Raw genomic sequence first — 16,007 nt, forward strand, 5'->3', positions numbered from 1 at the left:
CGTAGAGCCTGTGAAGCTATTGGATCTGCGGAGATTGGCCGGCAGGGAAATGGCGAGTTGAGTTGATCCGAGGGCTGTGACGAGGCGGACTGTGGGTGCCACTATGGTTTGGCGAGATGGTGGCCCTGCAGGATGTTGTTGGTGAGCGCGTACCAGAGGACGACGGCGCGGACCTTTTCGATACCGCGGACGGTCAATTGCCGCAGGTCCCAGTTGCGCCAGCGGGCATGTATGCATTCGCAGATCGTACGGGCTCGGTACTGAGCTTTGCCGTCTTCGCTGGCCATGCGAGCACGCCAGGCCAACACGCCCGGACCGTCGCCATGCCGGGGCAAATAAGGATCGACACCGCTCCTGGACTGCGTTGGTGGACAGTAGATGTCGATGCCTTCGCTATGCGCCCACTCGATATCCTCGGCGCTGCAGAAACCGCCATCGACGAGGTGGCGGCGGGGAAAGCGGCCCAGCAGTGATCGCGTTCGTTCCAGCATCGGCCGCATCAGGCCGCGATCCGATCCATTGTTGTCGACGTCGACCGTGACCACGATCAGCTCGCCCGCCGCGCTGGCCACCTGCACGTTGTAGGCTGGACGAAAGCCGGCATCCGCCATCTTCATCACCCGCGCCTGCGGGTCGGTGGTGGAGGCCCGCGCCTCCTTCGGCTTTTTGCCATTGCCGCCCTTCTCGTCGAGCTGCTTTCGCTTGCGCTTGATCTCGGCCAGCGCCGCTTGCGCCGCCTGCACCCGCTCGCTGCGTTCGCGCGCCGCGCGCTCCCTCGCGGCCCGAATGCGCCGATTGCTGGCTTCCGGATCCGCATCGACCTCGCGCTTGAGCTCCTCCACCACAGCCTGGGCCTGCGCCATCTGCCGATCCAGCGTCGCCTCCCGCCGGAACGATCCGGTCCCCGCATTGGCCCGTATCCGCACCCCGTCCTGGGTCAACTTCTCCAGATCGACCAGCCCCGCCTTGCTCAGCGCCGCCAGATGCTCGCTCAGCAGGCGGTCGAGCAGGTCGGCACAGCCGACCCGGAAGTCCGACAGCGTGTGATAGTTCATCGACACTCCGCCACATAGCCAGCGATAGACGTCATGGCTCTCGCAGAGGCGGTCCAGCGCACGCGCGCTGCCCACGCCATCGCTCGTGGCGTAAAGCCAAAGCGCCAGCAGCAGTCGTGGCGATGGCGGCGGATGACCGGGCGTATTCTCCCGCGCCTTGACCCGATCCTCAAGCTCGCTCAGGTCCAGCCCCTCAACATAGGCCCAGATCACGCGCGCCGGATGCTCTTGCCCGATCAGGCTCTCGATATCCACGGCACGCAGTTCGATCTGGTCACGCATCGGCTCGCGCAGCCGCGGCGCTCCAACCGGCTCTGCACCTGCTCGCGGCTTCGCCTGTTCCGGCAGCTCTCCAAATAGCTCTTCGTCAGCCATCATCCCCTCCGCCGAATCAAGGCACACAGAGAATCACGACGGCCTTGATCTCCGCTACATCCGCCCAGCCGAAATGAAAGATTCACAGCCTCGTAGGGTGGGTTAGCCGAAGGCGTAATCCACCACGGGCTCACGTCCGCTCTCCGAACTCGCCGACAATCCCGGAGTCGCCGCCCCAATCCCCGGGAAACAATCCTGTACGGACATCGCGGTGAAACGACGAGTAAGGCCAATCGCGCACCTTCGAGACGTGCCCGTGCTTGACGGGATTGTAGTAGCAGTACTCGACGTGGCGCGTAGTCGGCCTCGTTGCGGATGAGATGTTCCCAAAATCGACGTTGTCGGACACCACGTTCGTTCCGTGCCGCGCGTACGGCGCTCAGTCGCTCGTTCGCTGGGAGTGCTTTGGCGAAACGCGTCTTAATCAGCCGCCAGCGGACCGAGAAATCAGAATCGCCCGGTGGCAGCTGCAAGATTGCGTGCAGATGATCGGGCAGGACCACAAAGGCATCGATAGCGAACGGATGGCTCCGGCGCGTTGCGGCGACAGCCTCTCGCAATATTTCGATCTGGGCAGTCAGGAGAGCTTTCCGCCGGTCAAGCAGGTTCACGGTGAAGAACCAACACCCTCCGGGAACGAATGCGCGGCGATAGTTAGACATGGGCGGGAAATAGCACAACTTTGAGTTGGCTCACAGTGGTGGATTACGCCTGCGGCTAATCCACCCTACGCGGCTGACATTGTTGACACCCTTGGAACCGCTGTCATCAAACTGATACACTCGCGCTCTAACGGGCTGGCAGGCCGTCTTGCCGGAGGCGACCGTCCTCCCAAAATCCAGACAAGCGCGCCATGCCCTTCAAATTCATCCATCTCACCGACACGCATCTCGCAGGCCCGGGACAACAGCTCTACGGCCTCGATCCGCGCGCCCGGCTGGATGCTGCCATCGCCGACATCAACAAGCACCAGTCCGACGCCGCCTTCGCCGTCGTGACCGGCGATCTCACCCATTGGGGCGAGCCTGCGTCCTACGCCAATTTTGCCGAGGCGATGGCCGCGCTGAAAATTCCCTACATTGCCATGGTCGGTAATCACGATCGCCGCGTGGCCTGCCTCGACGGGCTGAAGGCGGCGCCGCGCGATCCCAACGGCTTCGTGCAGGGGACGCGGACCACGGAGCACGGCCTGTTCGTCTTCCTCGACACGCTGGACGAGACCAGCCATGCCGGCGAGATGTGCGCAAAGCGCTTCAGTTGGCTTGCTAGCACGCTCGCCGCGGCGCCCGCCGCTATGCCGTTCGTGGTGTTCATGCATCACCCGCCCTTCCCGGTCGGCGTGCATGCGATGGACGAGATCGCGCTGAAGCAGAGCGCCGAATTCGCCGAAGTGATCGCGCCCTACCGGTCGCGCATCCGCCATCTCTTCTTCGGCCATGTGCACCGGCCGATTTTCGGCAGCTACGGCAAGATCCCCTTCTCCACGCTGCGCGGCACCAACCACCAGGTCTGGTTCGAGCTCGATGCGAACGCTCCGCATCTCGCAAGCCACGAGCCGCCGGCCTATGGCGTGGTGCTGATCGACCAGGAGAACCTGGTCGTGCACAGCCACGACTTCCTCGACACCAGTCTGCGCTTCCCCTTCGCCGCACCGGCGGGAATGGACGACCGCGACTATGCGCTCAATTTCCCGGCGCGATGAGATGAGCCTCGCTGAACCCGCGGCTCTCCCGGTCGCGACCTCGGCGCCGCCGCGACTTCATGCTCTCAGGAGGTTTGCAACCGGCTTCAAGGCCTCGCTGCCGGCCTATCTCCTGCTGCTGCCGTCGCTGGTCTTTCTCGCGCTGTTCACCTATGGCGCAATGGGACGCGTGTTCGTCGATGCGCTCTACCAGCGCACCACGCCGAAGGCGCCGGTTCGCTTCGTCGGCCTCGACAACATCACGGCGGTGCTCGCCGATCCCTCCTTCACCGGCGCGGTCGTCAACAATCTCATCTACGCCGTCGGCACCGCGATCCCCAGCATCGCCCTCGCACTGCTGTTCGCGCTCGCGCTCTCGCGCACCAACGCGGTGACCAGTGCGCTGCGCGCTGCGCTGTTCCTGCCGGTGCTGATCCCGATGGTCGCGGCGTCCGCGCTATTCCTGTTCATCTTCCTGCCCAATGTCGGGCTACTCGACTACTACATCGGCCGGCTGCTTCCGGTGCTGCCGAACTGGCTCGGCGACCCCGACATCGCGCTCTACGCGATCATGGTGATCACGATCTGGAAGAACGCCGGCTACTACATGCTGTTCTTCCTCGCCGGCCTGCAGGCGGTGCCGGAGGATGTCATGGAGGCGGCGCATCTCGACGGCGCCGGACCATTCATGCGCCTGCGCTACATCATCCTGCCGGAGCTGCGCCCGACCTTCCTGTTCGTCACCGTGATCGCCACGCTCAATGCGGTAACGCAGGTCGACCACGTCTTCGTCATGACCAAGGGCGGTCCGTCGAACGCCACCAATCTCGTGCTGTTCTACATCTATGAGCAGGCGGTGGAGCATTACGACATCGGCAAGGCTTCGGCGGCGACGCTGCTGACGCTCGCGGCGCTGATGGCCCTGACCGCGCTCTCCTTCCGCACGCTCGCGAACCGGGATGGTGGGCCATGAAGCTGTTCAACGCGCTGTTCAAGGACGCCCCGCTCGCCACCCGCAACGAGATCACGCCAAAGCTCGGCTTCGCGCTGACGGTGCTGCTCGCGATCGTCTGGCTCATCCCGTTCCTGTGGATGGGCGTGGCGACGTTGCGGCCGCCGTCGGACGGCATCAACCTCATGGCCGAGCTGATGCCGAGCCTGAAGCCGACGCTCGACAACATCAGGGACGCCTGGGAGATCGGCGATTTCCCGCGCTACTTCCTCAACACCGCGTTCATCTGCACCGGCATCCTGCTCGTGCAGTTCGTGACGATCACGCTGGCGGGCTTTGCCTTCGCGCGCCTCGCCTTCGCCGGCAAGACGCTGATCTTCTATTTGTTCCTGATGCAGCTCATGCTGGTGCCAGTGCTGCTGATCGTGCCGAACTTGAGGCTCGTGGCGCAGCTCGGCCTCTATGACAAGCTCACCGGCGTCATGATGCCGTTCTTCGCCTCGGCCTTCGGCACCTTCCTGATGCGACAGGCCTTTGAGGCTATACCGACCGAGCTCGAGGACGCAGCGCTGATCGATGGTGCAGGCCTCTTTCAGCGCATCCGCCACATCTACGTGCCGTTGTCGCTGCCGAGCTTCTCCGCCTTCGCCATCATCTCGGTGACCAGCCACTGGAACGACTTCCTCTGGCCGCTGATGGTGATCAATTCGCCGGACAAGCGGCCGCTCACGGTCGGACTGTCCGTCTTCACCGCCACGGCCGAGGGCACCCAGGCCTGGGGCACGATCGCCGCGGGCACGCTCATGGTGATCGCGCCGCTGCTCATCACCTTCCTGATCTTCCAGAAGCGTTTCATCAGCTCTTTCGTCACCTCAGGCATCAAATAGGAGATTTTTCGATGCTGTTCTCCCGCAGGCTCATGCTTGGCCTCGCCATGGCAGGCGCCCTCGCCTTCCCGGCGATGGCCGAAGGTCCGACCGAGATCGACCTGTTCTTCCCCGTGCCCGTCGACGGCAAGCTTGCGCGCGACATGGGCACGCTGATCAAGGAGTTCAACGAGACCCATCCGGACATCAAGGCGACCGCCGTCTATACCGGCTCCTATGACGACACGCTGATCAAGACGCGCGCTGCGATCAAGGCCGGCAAGCCGCCCGCCGCCGTGATCATGTCGGCGAACTTCCTGCTCGATATGCAGATCGAGAACGAGCTCACCAATCTCGATTCCCTGATCGCCGCGGACGGCACCACCAAGGAGCAATTCCTCGGCCAGTTCTTCCCGGCGCTGCAGGGCAATGCGGTGATCAACCGCTCGGTCTACGGCGTGCCCTTCCACAACTCGACGCCGCTGCTCTACATCAATGCCGATCAGGCCAAGGAAGCCGGCCTCGATCCGAACAAGCCGCCGCAGACCTGGGCGGAGCTCACCGACTGGGCCAAGAAGCTCACCAAGCGTGAGGGCGACAAGGTCACCCGCTGGGGCATCGCCATCCCCTGCGCCTATGACTATTGCGGCTGGATGATGGAAACGCTCACCATGACTAATGGCGGGCGCTACTACAACGAGGAGTTCGGCGGCGAGGTCTATTACGACACGCCCTCGATGCTCGGCGCGCTTACCTGGTGGAACGACCTCATTGCCAAGCACAAGGTCCATGCGCCGGGCGCCACGCCCGGTCCGGCCGTCAGCACATCCTTCATCTCCGGCAATGCCGCGATGATGATGCTGTCGACGGGCTCGCTGACCTATGTGCGCGACAACGCCAAGTTCAACTACAAGGTCGCCTTCATCCCGCGCAACGTCCGCAATGCCGTGCCGATCGGCGGCGCCTCGCTGATCATTCCGGCGGGCCTCGAGGCCGACAAGCAGAAGGCCGCCTGGACGCTGATCAAGTGGATGACATCGCCGGAGAAGAGCGCCTGGTGGAGCCGCGCCACCGGCTACTTCGCGCCCAACATGGCCGCCTACAAGACGCCTGACATGGTCGACTTCCTGGGCAAGAACCCGGACGCCAAGACCGCCGTCGAGCAGCTCGACGTCGCAAAGCCCTGGTTCGCCACCTACAAGACCGTGCCGGTCCGCAAGACCCTCGAGGACGAGGTGATGCTGGTCCTGAACGGCAAGAAGCAGCCGAAGGAGGCGCTCGCCGCCGCCCAGAAGGCCGCCGACGAGCTGCTCAAGCCGTACAATGCGGAGACGTCGCTGAAGCTGCCCTGAGGCCGGCTGCATACGCAAACAAGCTCCGGCGCTCCGCGATGCGGGGCGCCGTTTCTTTTGGAAGGCGCAGGCCCGCTCAGATCGTCACGACGATCTTGCCGAACTGCGTGTTTGACTCGAGGAAACGATGCGCCTCGACGATCTCCTCGAACGGAAACGTCCTGGCGATGATCGGCTTCAATGTACCGTCCGACAGCCCGTCGAGGATGAACGCCTTCGCCCGCGCAAGCCGCGCGGGATCACGGAGGATCTCGTGCACGAGATAGCCGCGCAGGATGAGGCTCTTGCTCAGCACGTGGAAGAGCGGGAACGGTGTCGGCTCGGGACTCAGTCCGCCATATTCGATGAGAATGCCGCCCGGCGTCATGGCCGCGGTCAGCGGCTCGAACGCTGGCCCGCCGACCGCGTCGAACACCACTCGGACACCATCTGAGCCCGCGGTATCCTGTAGCCGCGATCGAATGTCCTGTTCGGTCGACGCGATGACGTCGGCGGCACCCACATCGAGCAAGGACCGCCTCTTGATCGAGCTCCGCGTCACCGCGATCGGTCTCGCGCCGATCCGGTTCGCGATCTGAATGGCGGCAAGGCCGACGCTGCTCGATGCCGCCGTGATGACGACGGCTTCCCCTCGCCCGAGCCCGGCGATGTCGACCAGCGCCCCGAACGCCGTGAGATATTGCATCCACGCCGCAGCCGCCGCTTCGAAGCCGAGCTCGGACGGGTGCTTCACGACGAGCTCCGCTGGGAACGTCGCGAGCTCGCCATAAGCCGGCCATCGCACCATCGACACGGGCGGCACGATGCTGACGGCCTCGCCCGGCATAACGCCGGTCACATCTTCGCCGACCACTTCAACGGTGCCCGCGGCCTCTAGACCAAGGCCCGAGGGAAACGTCGCCGTTTCGATATAGGTGCCCGCCCGCAACAGCGCTTCCGCACGGTTCAGCCCCAGCGCCTTGACCCGGATCTGAACCTCGCCCCGTGCCGGTGGAGGCACGTTGACGGTTTCGATCTGCAGCACCTCGGGACCGCCAAGCCGGTGAAAGCGAACGACGCGAGCCATGGACATACTCCAAAACAGTTGAATTGAATGAAGCTATGCCAGCGGCGCTCCTGCCGGATAAATCACGCCGCAGGCCGAACAATCGAAACCAGGAGTTTATAATCATGGACCGCCTGACCAGCATGGCCGTGTTCGTCAAGGCCGTCGATCTGGGCTCGTTCGCCGCCGCGGCCGACGCCTTCGAGATGTCCGGGCCAATGGTCGGCAAGCATGTCCGTTTCCTCGAACAGCGCCTCGGCGTCCGCCTCCTCAACCGCACCACGCGACGCCAGAGCCTGACGGAGGCCGGACAGGCTTATTATGAGCGATGCCGCGCCGTGCTCACCGAAGCGGAGGCCGCCGATGCTGCCGCTTCTGACCAGCTGACCGAACCGCGCGGCAGGCTGCGCGTGACCATGCCCGCTCTGCTAGGGCGGCATTGCATCGCTCCTTTGCTATTGAAGCTCGCCCGGAAATATCCGCAGCTGGAGCTCGATCTCTCGTTCGGAGATCCGATCGCGAACCTCATCGACGCCGGCTACGATCTGGCAATCCGGACTGGCGACCTCGACGACCAATCCGGCGTGATCGCGCGGCGCATCGCCAGCCAGAGAATGGTGGTCTGCGGCTCGCGATCCTACCTGCGCGCCAACGGCAAACCGAAATCGATCGATGATCTCGGCCAGCACCAGGCGGTCATCTATCGCCGCTCCGGGCGCGTGCGGCCTTGGCTGTTCCCCTGCGAAGGTCAGTCCCCGTGCGAGGTCGTGCCAACCGGCCGGCTGCGGCTCGACGATCTCGACGCCATCGCCGATGCCGCAACGCGGGGGATGGGCCTTGCCTGGCTGCCCTATTGGCTCGTCCGCGAACGCCTCCGCTCTGGCGCGCTCGTCACCCTCTTCGAGGGCCAGCCGGAATTCCTCTACGATTGCCACGCCCTCTGGCCGCGCTCGCCCCAGTTGCCGCCGAAGGTTCGCGCCGCCGTGGACACCCTGGCGGCCGCCCTGCCGAAGCTCATGACCTGACGGGGGATGAAGCTCATGACCTGACGGGGGACAAGGCCCATTAACCTCTCGTCCACCATTCCGCCCGGCCCTCCGCCGGTAACCACGACAATTAACAGACCGTCAATGTGACCCCGACAAGTCTAGCGGTCTTACGGGGGATTTTGCCGTGGATCTGTTGGTTTTCGAGTTCCTGGGACTGGCGCTGGTCGCCATGTGCGTGGTCGTGGTGGCGCTGCCCTGCGCCCGCAAACCCTCGCAGCGGATCCGTTACGAGTAGGATTTTCGGCCGATGTGAGCGATTCCGGCCCAATGCAAGGCTCGAATTCGCTACGAGCCCCTTGACATCACAGCACTTTCGGCAGAACGGCTGATGCTACGTGTCATGGGCCGTTCATGGATCTGATTACCACCACCGCTGACCTCGCGGCTGCCTGCAGCCGGCTGGCCAAGCACCCCGTCATTACCGTCGATACCGAGTTCCTGCGCGAAACCACCTACTACCCGCTATTGTGCGTGGTGCAGATGGCGAGCGCTGAGGAAGCGGTGGTCATTGACGCCCTGGCCGAGGGTATCGACCTCAAGCCGTTCTTCGAGCTGATGAGCAATGAGAGCGTGCTGAAGGTGTTCCACGCCGCCCGCCAGGACATCGAGATCATCTGGCATCAGGCCAACATCATTCCGCATCCGGTGTTCGACACCCAGGTCGCGGCCATGGTGCTCGGCTACGGCGACAGCATTGCCTACGACCAGCTGGTCGAGAAGGTGACCGGCCACCGGCCGGACAAGACCCACCGCTTCACCGACTGGTCGCGCCGGCCGCTGACCAAGGAGCAGATGCATTACGCGGTGTCCGACGTCACGCATCTGCGCGACGTCTTTGCAACGCTGGACGCGGACCTGAAGAAGCGCTGCCGCAGCGAATGGGTCTCCATCGAGATGGAGGTCCTGACTTCGCCGCGCACCTACGACTTCCACCCCGAACGCGCCTGGGAGCGGCTGAAGACGCGGGTCCGCAAGCCGAAGGACCTCGCGGTGCTGATGGAGGTCGCGGCCTGGCGCGAGCAGGAGGCGCAGAGCCGCGACGTGCCGCGCGGCCGCGTGCTGCGCGACGAGGCGATCAGCGACATCGCGACCCACGCGCCGAACACGCTGGAAAAGCTCGCCCATCTGCGCTCGGTGCCGAAGGGCTTTGAGAAATCCAAATGGGGCGCGGATATCGTCGCTGCGGTCGAGCGCGGGCTGGCGCGGGATTTCTCGACACTGCCGAAGCTGGAGAAGCCGCGCAACAACTCCAATGGCGCGGCGATCGTCGAGCTGTTGAAGGTGCTGCTGCGCATGACGGCGGAGCGCCATGCGGTGGCGAGCAAGGTGATCGCGACCGTCGACGATCTCGAAGAGATCGCAGCCGACGACGAGGCCGACGTGCCGGCGCTGCGCGGCTGGCGCCGCGAGCTGTTCGGCGACGCCGCGCTCAAACTCAAGCGCGGCGAGCTGGCACTCGCGATCGAAAAAGGCCGCGTGATCGGGGTGAAGCGGGCGTAGTCTGCCCTCCATACCTCCCCAATGTCGTCCTGGCGAAAGCGAGGACCCATTACCCCAGGGAGGAGTTCGGCGAAGACGTGTTGTCCGGTACTCCTACCAACCGCTATCGATAGATTACGCGGTATGGGTCCTGGCTTTCGCCAGGACGACACCGAAGGTGTGAGCGACAGTCAACTCACCATGACCCGCCGCCTACGCCGGCGTAAGCTTCGCCGCCTCCGGCTTCATGTCGTCCAGCACGCCTGCGATCGCGGTGACCAGCTCGTCGATCTGGCCCTTGTTGACGATCAGTGGCGGGCAGATGGCGATGGCGTCCAGCATGTTGCGCGAGATCACGCCGCGCTCCTGGAGCATGCGACTGGCGATGCCGCCGACGGCGCCGGGCGTCGCCGCTGCCGTCTTGCGCTGCTTGTCGAGCACGAGCTCGAGAGCCGCGATCATGCCGACGCCGCGGACCTCGCCGACCAAGGGATGGCCGGCGAGCTCGCGCAACTTGCCCTGCAGATAGGCACCCGTCTCGGCGGCGTGCGCGACCAGACCGCGCTCCTCGATGATCTTCAGGTTTTCCAGCGCCACGGCCGAGCCGACGGGGTGGCCGCCGGCGGTGAAGCCGTGGCCGAGCACGCCGATCTTGTTGCTCTCATCTGCGACCGGCTCGAACATGCGGTCGTTCAGAATGATCGCCGACAGCGGGAAGTAGCTCGAGGTAATCTGCTTGGAGACCACGATCGCATCGGGCTTGATGCCGTAGGTCTCGCAGCCAAACATCTTGCCGGTGCGGCCGAAGCCGCAGATGACCTCGTCGGCCACCAGCAGGATGTCGTATTCGTTCAGGACCTTCTGGATCTTGTCCCAGTAGGTCGCGGGCGGCACGATGACGCCGCCCGCGCCCATCACCGGCTCGCCGAAGAAGGCCGCGATCGTCTCTGGCCCTTCCTTGACGATCAGGGCTTCCAGCTCCTCGGCCCGCCGCGTCGCAAAGGCTTCCTCGCTCTCGCCTGGTGCGCCGTCCTTGTAGAAATGCGGCGAACCCGTGTGCAGGATGTTCGGCAGCGGGAGGTCGAAGGAGCGATGATTGTTCGGCAGCCCGGTGAGGCTTGCGGAGGCGATGGTGACGCCGTGATAGGCACGCAGGCGGCTGATCACCTTCTTGCGCTGCGGCTGGCCCAGCGCATTGGAACGATAGGCGATCAGCTTCAGGACGGTGTCGTTCGCCTCCGAGCCGGAATTGGTGAAGAACACCTTGCTCATCGGCACCGGCGCGAGCGCAACCAGCTTCTCGGCGAGATCGATCGAGGGCCCGTGCGATTTTGCCGAGAACGTATGGTAGAAAGGTAGAGCCTGCATCTGCCGGTACGCGGCCTCGACCAGCCGCTTCTCGTTGAAGCCGAGCCCAACGCTCCACAGCCCCGCCATCGCCTCGAAATAGCGCTTGCCCGTCGCATCGAAGACGTAAGGCCCCTCGCCGCGCTCGATCACCAGGGGACCCACCTGCTGATGGGTGCGCGCGTTGGTGTAGGGATGGAGCTGGTAGGCTACATCCCGGGCCTCTTGCGAATTGGGCAGCATGGACATTGCGGAGATCCTCAAGGCTTCACGTCACGTCGCCGGCGTGGCCAGCATCGTCACTTGGCTATTGCGACAATAGAGAACTTGCAACGTCATTTCGTCGGCAGCAATTGCCCGGCAGCGTTGCAGAAAGCAGTGCCGTGCCCTGTTCAGGCCGCCCCGTCATCATCATCGTCATCGGCGCCGTCGGCGGCCTCCCTCACCTCGACGAGCGCCATCGAGAGAAGATAGACGGTCGTAGGCAGGCCAAGCCGGCGCGCCCTTTCGACGGCGCGCGACAAATCGCCTGCCAGCTCCTTCAGCTCGTCCCCCGGAGACAATGTCGTAGCCCACCTATCCGCCGGTCGCGTTCATCTGCACCGCGATGGCGCCGCCCGTCCTGACCAGTTCGGCGCTGGTCCGGATTGTAGCAAAATTAGCGATGACATTCATCACCGCCTGCTTGTAGGTGGCAGCCTCGCCCGCGCCCGGCTGCCGGCAGGCTACCGCGTCACCGACCACTTGGTAGCGATGACTGCGGTGAAATCCGTCGACCACGGTGGCCAGGATGGTCTCGTCCAGAGAAAAGCCGAGCAGTACGCACCGCACACTGCGGATATTGGACATGAAGTCGACGAACCGCGACGAACTATAGGCCGAGGGCAGCGGGTGCTCGAACGTCATTTCCCCCGGCCTCGGCTTCAGTTCGGGGATCCAATCGGTCAGCTTGGATGCCGGATTGAACCAGGCCGCCTGCGCGATGCGCTTTAAGTGCATCACCGGCCAGAGATTGTCGCGCCACAGCGTCAGCAGGTCCTGGCAGCGCGACATGGTGGCGTCGCCGTCGAGGATGACGTGGCGACGCCCCTGCGTCAGATACTCGACCTGGAGATCCGCGCAGACCAGGATCGGCGGATCGTCGTCGACGGAAACCAGCATTTGCTTGCTTATGGCTGCATCAATTCTAACGATCGGCCAGCGCGAGATCGCGCAACGGCGAAGTTACCGCCCGTCCCGCCGAGGCATCGAGCACGCCAGGCCGATCCCAGTCGCCCTCGGGACGGATGATCACATAGGGATCGCTGTCCAGCGTGATGGCGTCCGGCCCCGGCTCGATCTCGAGCACCATCTCCGTATAGGAGAAATCGGAGAAGGTGATCTTGCGGTTGTGGCCGAGCGGCTTGGCGCCGAAATGGGCCCAGAAATCGACCAGACGGTCCTGTGCCTGGCCGTAGATCTTGCGGAACCCCTTGCGCTTCACATAGTCGACGCTCGCCTGCACCAGCTTGAACGAGACGCGCGAGCGCCGATATTGGTGACGCACCGCGAGCCGCTCGACCTTGGCGAATTCGCCGAAGAAGCGCACCCGCAGGCAGCCTGCAGGCTCGTTGCCGACGAAACCGATGAAATGCGCCGCCACCAGATCGTTGCCGTCGAACTCCTCCTCGAACGGACAATCCTGCTCGGCGAGATAGACCGCAGAACGGATGGAGGTGACCAGCATGAGGTCGCTGGGATTGCGCGCGATCCTGACGGTGATGGCGCGGGAGTCCGGTTTGGCGAGAGGGATTCTAGTGCCGTGCATCTGCAAAACTCCTTGCTTGGATGACCGAGCCCGGCATGCGCATCGGCCGCCTATTCCAGGGCCGCTCGTAACACCAGAGATCGGGCTGGAAGCTCGCGACGGGCTCGAAGCCAGTCGCCTTCATGATGTCGCGTCCTGCGACGGTCGACGGCTGCGCATAGCAATCCGCGCTGCGAAACCGCTCCTGACGCAGATGCGCCGCGGCTTTGCCGAGTCCGGCGATCCCACGGCCCTTGGCCGCGATCGCCCAGATGTAGATGGCGGACACCTCCTCGCCGGCGGCGGCGAGATGGCGCGTATCGGGCGCGGTCAGGCAGATTTCGTCGAGCAGCAGCGCATCATGCCCGCGATCGTTGAGGAACAGGAAGGCCATGCCGCCGAGCAGGCTGCCTTTCCGGCTGAAGGTCAGGATGCTCTGGCGATCGAAGGTGAAGTATCTCGCAAGTTCCGCCGTCCCGATCCGCACGCCCGGCACCAGCCGGCGCGCCATGTCCGAAAGCGTCGCAATTTCGGAAAATTGCGCACAACGGACATCGATGTCCGGGCTCAGAGGGAGTGAGTCAAAATCATGCCTTGCGGCAAACGAGCCCCTTTCCATACCCATGTCACCCCTTTATCGTTCGTCGTTTTCGCGCGCCGCTATGACGGGCAGCTTAGCGGTTGGGGATCAGGAGTATGCAGCAACTATTGCACCGGGGTGCTGCGATGATGCAGCACCGTGAAGAAGCCCTGGATGCGTCTTGGGACGATTTGAAGCTGTTTTTAGCGTGCGCAAAATATAAAAGCTTTCGCAACGCCGCTGAGGAACTCGGCCTGACGTCGACCACGCTGATGCGCCGGATCGACCGGCTCGAGGAGAGCATCGGCTGCAAGCTGTTCCTGCGTGACCAGAGCGGGCTCACGCTCAGCGACGAAGGCACCGCGATGATTGCCGACGTCGCGCACATGGAGCGTCATGCCTTCAACGTGTTTCGCCGCGCCTCGCGCTCGTCGAACGATACGACCGGCACCGTGCGCGTCGCAGTGACGGAGGGCCCCGGCAATTTCTGGATTCTGCCGCGGCTGATCGATTTCCAGAAGACCTATCGCAAGATCACCGTCGATCTGCGCTGCGCGATGGAGCAGACCGATGTCGCGCGGCTGGAATCCGATATTGCGATTCAGCTCGCGCCCCCCACCAATCCCGATCTGATCGTCGCGAAGCTCGGACGTCTGCACATCTACCCCTTCGTCTCCAAGGACTACGAGAACCTCTACGGCGTGCCTGCGACGCTCGCCGAATTGAATAACCACCGGATCATCAAGCAGAGCGCGCCGCAGGTCGACGACAGCGCCTATGCCCGCGTGCTTGGGCTGCAGTCGCTGGAGGGCATCGTCGGGATCAAGACCAATTCCTCGGTCGGCGTGCTCTATGCGGTTGAGCGCGGCGCGGGCATCGGCTTCCTGCCGACGGTGTCGATCGCGCTCGGTGCTCCGCTCGTCGCGGTCGATCTCGGCGTGAGCCACCATGCCGACCTCTGGCTCACCTATCACAAGGAGTTTCGCGCCTCCGAGCGGCACAAGATCGTGGTCGACTGGCTGAAGAAGATTTTCGATCCCAGGACCTATCCCTGCTTCCGCGACGAGTTCATTCACCCGAACGCGCTGGTGCCGATGATGGCGTCGGCACGCGAAGGATTTGGACTGGCCGGCTACGTCGCGGCGACTCCGACGTGAGCGCGGGCGCGCCGCCTCACCATCTGTATTCGAAACCGACCGTGCCCTGGTGCGAGCTGAGCTCGTTGCGGAACTTGCCATCGTAGTTGATGTAGAGCCGCGCGGTGTTGGTCAGGCTGAGCGAGGCGGAAGCGCCGGCATCCATGCCGTAGCGGCTCTCGCCAATGCCGGGCACGATGATGCTCTGCGTGCCGAGGCTGACCTGGACCGAGCCCAGGTCCTGATGGAAATTGTCGACGAACTTGCCATAGCCCAACAGATCCAGAATCTTCTGGTCGAAGATGAAGTAGCGCCCGATCTCAGCCCCGATCATGACGCGCGCGCGCGAAATTGCCGTCGAGCCGACATTGAGCGGGTCAAGTCCGCCCGACTCCACGAACGAGGCGCTGGTGGCGCGGACATATTCGAGCGCGCCCTTGGGCACGATCCGCATCTGATCCTTGGTCCAGTAATAGCTGATCTCAGTCAGGGCGCCGTCGACCGCGGCGCGATAGCCCGCGGTCGCCAGGCCGAGGCCGGTGTCCCTGCTGGAATGGACCTTGCCAAAGCCGTGCACCACCGCGAAGGCCCAGGTCCAGGGCCCCTTGTCGACGGAGCCGTTGAAGCCGAGCTGGGTCAGGTCGAGCGTTGCCGACTGCAGCGCCAGCGGCACGTCGATGTCGGTGTGGCTCTGATCGACGGAGAAGCCGATATTGACGCCCGGCGCCAGCCGCGCGCCGAAGCCGGCGACGCCCCCGAACGTCTTGCGCTTGTCGCCGACGAAGTCGCCCTGCGCGTCGGTCCGGACCGAGATGCCATAGCCCTCGAACCAGGTGCGGTAGCGCGGGTCCTCCGTGCTCTCCGAAGCACCGCCGCCGCCGGGATTGGTGCGGAGGGAGCGGCTGACGCCGCCCGACGCCTGGTTGCCGAGCCGCTCCAAAAACCCCGAGCCGAGATCGAGCGTCGTGTTGCCGGCCGACAGGTCGTAGTTGGTGGCAGTCGGCACAGGGACCGGCGTCGGTGACGGCGTCGGTGTAGGCGTAGGCCTCGGGCTTGGCGTCGGGCTCTGCGCAAATCCCGGCGTTGCCGACATGATCACGGCGAACGCAAAAGCCATCGCGATCGCAGTCGCGATACAGCGGACCCGGTCCAGCCTGATCCTCTGCCGTATCCCGCAGAGCTGCGATGTGCAGCGCATGACGACAATTCCCGAAGCAAAATGGCAGCGCGCAAAAATGCAACACACGCGGCGGCGCGTGCGGCGATTTGTGCTGAACTGCCACGGAGTGGTCAATCGGTTGCAG

At 64.2% G+C, this 16,007-nt stretch carries 15 protein-coding genes and 1 pseudogene; 7 read left to right on the plus strand and 9 right to left on the minus strand.

Annotated features, from left to right (window positions below; translation table 11 throughout):
* Nucleotides 1-101 precede the first annotated feature (101 nt).
* Both AYJ54_RS15750 and AYJ54_RS47190 read right to left on the minus strand, forming a co-directional pair.
* Nucleotides 102-1,433: an IS1182-like element ISBrsp8 family transposase gene (locus AYJ54_RS15750; RefSeq protein WP_076611642.1), complete on the minus strand. Its 1,332-nt coding sequence runs from the start codon at nucleotides 1,431-1,433 to the stop codon at nucleotides 102-104.
* Between the two features lie 127 nt (nucleotides 1,434-1,560).
* Nucleotides 1,561-2,092: pseudogene (locus tag AYJ54_RS47190) on the minus strand (REP-associated tyrosine transposase).
* A 191-nt stretch (nucleotides 2,093-2,283) separates the two neighbouring features.
* Between AYJ54_RS47190 and AYJ54_RS15760 the strand changes: the two are divergent.
* From AYJ54_RS15760 to AYJ54_RS15775, 4 genes are read left to right on the plus strand one after another with little or no spacing between them, the layout of a single operon-like run.
* Nucleotides 2,284-3,132, plus strand: a complete 849-nt coding sequence (locus AYJ54_RS15760; RefSeq protein WP_063699881.1) for a phosphodiesterase — start codon at nucleotides 2,284-2,286, stop codon at nucleotides 3,130-3,132.
* Between the two features lies 1 nt (nucleotide 3,133).
* The gene (locus AYJ54_RS15765) at nucleotides 3,134-4,084 is read left to right on the plus strand and encodes a carbohydrate ABC transporter permease (protein WP_082905673.1); all 951 of its coding nucleotides are present in this window, start codon (nucleotides 3,134-3,136) and stop codon (nucleotides 4,082-4,084) included.
* Nucleotides 4,081-4,950 (plus strand): carbohydrate ABC transporter permease, encoded by an 870-nt coding sequence (locus tag AYJ54_RS15770; RefSeq protein WP_063699883.1) that lies wholly within the window; start codon nucleotides 4,081-4,083, stop codon nucleotides 4,948-4,950. Before AYJ54_RS15765 ends, AYJ54_RS15770 begins: the two co-directional genes overlap by 4 nt.
* An 11-nt stretch (nucleotides 4,951-4,961) precedes the next feature.
* On the plus strand, nucleotides 4,962-6,281 hold the full coding sequence (locus tag AYJ54_RS15775; RefSeq protein ID WP_063699885.1) for an ABC transporter substrate-binding protein: 1,320 nt from the start codon (nucleotides 4,962-4,964) through the stop codon (nucleotides 6,279-6,281).
* Between the two features lie 76 nt (nucleotides 6,282-6,357).
* On the opposite strand, the gene AYJ54_RS15780 is transcribed toward AYJ54_RS15775, so the two are convergent.
* Complete coding sequence (locus AYJ54_RS15780; RefSeq protein WP_063699887.1) at nucleotides 6,358-7,347, minus strand: zinc-dependent alcohol dehydrogenase family protein; 990 nt, start codon at nucleotides 7,345-7,347, stop codon at nucleotides 6,358-6,360.
* 104 nt (nucleotides 7,348-7,451) lie between these two features.
* Between AYJ54_RS15780 and AYJ54_RS15785 the strand changes: the two genes are divergently transcribed.
* Both AYJ54_RS15785 and rnd read left to right on the plus strand, forming a co-directional pair.
* Nucleotides 7,452-8,351, plus strand: a complete 900-nt coding sequence (locus AYJ54_RS15785; protein WP_063699889.1) for a LysR family transcriptional regulator — start codon at nucleotides 7,452-7,454, stop codon at nucleotides 8,349-8,351.
* Between the two features lie 375 nt (nucleotides 8,352-8,726).
* Nucleotides 8,727-9,875 carry a ribonuclease D gene (gene rnd / locus AYJ54_RS15790; protein WP_063699891.1) on the plus strand — a complete coding sequence of 383 codons (1,149 nt, stop codon included), beginning with the start codon at nucleotides 8,727-8,729 and terminating at the stop codon, nucleotides 9,873-9,875.
* Nucleotides 9,876-10,067: 192 nt separating this feature from the next.
* Here rnd and AYJ54_RS15795 read toward each other — a convergent pair whose 3' ends face one another.
* From AYJ54_RS15795 to AYJ54_RS15810, 5 genes are all read right to left on the minus strand, one after another.
* On the minus strand, nucleotides 10,068-11,450 hold the full coding sequence (locus tag AYJ54_RS15795) for an aspartate aminotransferase family protein (protein ID WP_063699893.1): 1,383 nt from the start codon (nucleotides 11,448-11,450) through the stop codon (nucleotides 10,068-10,070).
* 143 nt (nucleotides 11,451-11,593) lie between these two features.
* Complete coding sequence (locus tag AYJ54_RS51295; protein ID WP_201724198.1) at nucleotides 11,594-11,764, minus strand: hypothetical protein; 171 nt, start codon at nucleotides 11,762-11,764, stop codon at nucleotides 11,594-11,596.
* 13 nt (nucleotides 11,765-11,777) lie between these two features.
* A complete protein-coding gene (locus AYJ54_RS15800; RefSeq protein WP_063699894.1) occupies nucleotides 11,778-12,362 on the minus strand; it encodes an isochorismatase family protein in 585 nt (194 codons plus the stop codon).
* Nucleotides 12,363-12,387: 25 nt separating this feature from the next.
* Nucleotides 12,388-13,008: a GNAT family N-acetyltransferase gene (locus tag AYJ54_RS15805; protein WP_063699896.1), complete on the minus strand. Its 621-nt coding sequence runs from the start codon at nucleotides 13,006-13,008 to the stop codon at nucleotides 12,388-12,390.
* Nucleotides 12,995-13,612: a hypothetical protein gene (locus tag AYJ54_RS15810; RefSeq protein ID WP_063699898.1), complete on the minus strand. Its 618-nt coding sequence runs from the start codon at nucleotides 13,610-13,612 to the stop codon at nucleotides 12,995-12,997. Before AYJ54_RS15810 ends, AYJ54_RS15805 begins: the two co-directional genes overlap by 14 nt.
* A 71-nt stretch (nucleotides 13,613-13,683) precedes the next feature.
* On the opposite strand from AYJ54_RS15810, the gene AYJ54_RS15815 reads away from it, so the two are divergent.
* Entirely contained in the window at nucleotides 13,684-14,724 is a 1,041-nt protein-coding gene (locus AYJ54_RS15815; RefSeq protein WP_063699899.1) for a LysR family transcriptional regulator, read from the plus strand.
* 16 nt (nucleotides 14,725-14,740) lie between these two features.
* Here the strand turns inward: AYJ54_RS15815 and AYJ54_RS15820 are convergent, their stop codons facing one another.
* Nucleotides 14,741-15,901: an autotransporter outer membrane beta-barrel domain-containing protein gene (locus tag AYJ54_RS15820; protein WP_063699901.1), complete on the minus strand. Its 1,161-nt coding sequence runs from the start codon at nucleotides 15,899-15,901 to the stop codon at nucleotides 14,741-14,743.
* Nucleotides 15,902-16,007 lie beyond the last annotated feature (106 nt).

The organism is Bradyrhizobium centrolobii (assembly GCF_001641635.1).
Classification (GTDB): domain Bacteria; phylum Pseudomonadota; class Alphaproteobacteria; order Rhizobiales; family Xanthobacteraceae; genus Bradyrhizobium; species Bradyrhizobium centrolobii.

Excerpts from the sequence above, each read along its gene's own strand:
- AYJ54_RS15750 (WP_076611642.1), bottom strand. The coding sequence starts at position 1,433 with ATGATGGCTGACGAAGAGCTATTTGGAGAGCTGCCGGAACAGGCGAAG.
- AYJ54_RS15760 (WP_063699881.1), top strand. The coding sequence starts at position 2,284 with ATGCCCTTCAAATTCATCCATCTCACCGACACGCATCTCGCAGGCCCG.
- AYJ54_RS15765 (WP_082905673.1), top strand. The coding sequence starts at position 3,134 with ATGAGCCTCGCTGAACCCGCGGCTCTCCCGGTCGCGACCTCGGCGCCG.
- AYJ54_RS15770 (WP_063699883.1), top strand. The coding sequence starts at position 4,081 with ATGAAGCTGTTCAACGCGCTGTTCAAGGACGCCCCGCTCGCCACCCGC.
- AYJ54_RS15775 (WP_063699885.1), top strand. The coding sequence starts at position 4,962 with ATGCTGTTCTCCCGCAGGCTCATGCTTGGCCTCGCCATGGCAGGCGCC.
- AYJ54_RS15780 (WP_063699887.1), bottom strand. The coding sequence starts at position 7,347 with ATGGCTCGCGTCGTTCGCTTTCACCGGCTTGGCGGTCCCGAGGTGCTG.
- AYJ54_RS15785 (WP_063699889.1), top strand. The coding sequence starts at position 7,452 with ATGGACCGCCTGACCAGCATGGCCGTGTTCGTCAAGGCCGTCGATCTG.
- rnd (WP_063699891.1), top strand. The coding sequence starts at position 8,727 with ATGGATCTGATTACCACCACCGCTGACCTCGCGGCTGCCTGCAGCCGG.
- AYJ54_RS15795 (WP_063699893.1), bottom strand. The coding sequence starts at position 11,450 with ATGTCCATGCTGCCCAATTCGCAAGAGGCCCGGGATGTAGCCTACCAG.
- AYJ54_RS15800 (WP_063699894.1), bottom strand. The coding sequence starts at position 12,362 with ATGCTGGTTTCCGTCGACGACGATCCGCCGATCCTGGTCTGCGCGGAT.
- AYJ54_RS15805 (WP_063699896.1), bottom strand. The coding sequence starts at position 13,008 with ATGCACGGCACTAGAATCCCTCTCGCCAAACCGGACTCCCGCGCCATC.
- AYJ54_RS15810 (WP_063699898.1), bottom strand. The coding sequence starts at position 13,612 with ATGGGTATGGAAAGGGGCTCGTTTGCCGCAAGGCATGATTTTGACTCA.
- AYJ54_RS15815 (WP_063699899.1), top strand. The coding sequence starts at position 13,684 with ATGCAGCAACTATTGCACCGGGGTGCTGCGATGATGCAGCACCGTGAA.
- AYJ54_RS15820 (WP_063699901.1), bottom strand. The coding sequence starts at position 15,901 with ATGCGCTGCACATCGCAGCTCTGCGGGATACGGCAGAGGATCAGGCTG.